This is a genomic window from Acinetobacter endophylla (assembly GCF_053543775.1).
The window spans coordinates 1-363 of the sequence record NZ_JBLVOM010000103.1; the positions used below are offsets into that span (position 1 = coordinate 1).

The following is a 363-nucleotide window of genomic DNA, read 5'->3' on the forward strand; positions in this document are numbered from 1 at the left end:
TTACAGCAACCACCACAATAATCAAATATGCAGCCAGTAACCAGAGTACTCCACCCATTTTGCCAGTCAAATAATCCCCTCCTACATTAATTTAATGCCATTTTGAAATAGTCATCATCTGTTGAGAAAGGAGTCTTTTTCCCAACATCATTTTTTATAAATTGCTGAAGATCTTCCATCCCATAAATATCACACTTCCAAATAAAAGAGGCTATAATCATAGAAAATCCTTTGGTTTTATTAACAATAATTTCTTGACCGCAATTTTTCCCTTTTGTTTTATCTCCGATTAGCTGCACCAGTTCTAAATTCGTTCTCAGTGTCAAAGCAGTAATTTCACTACAACTGGCAGTTTGTTCGTTA

The 363-nt window shown here is 34.7% G+C and carries 1 protein-coding gene; it reads right to left on the reverse strand.

Annotated features, from left to right (window positions below; genetic code table 11):
- Positions 1-86 precede the first annotated feature (86 nt).
- Positions 87-363 (reverse strand): S41 family peptidase (locus tag ACNPNW_RS05475; protein WP_448766671.1); only part of this gene is annotated, 277 nt, incomplete at its 5' end.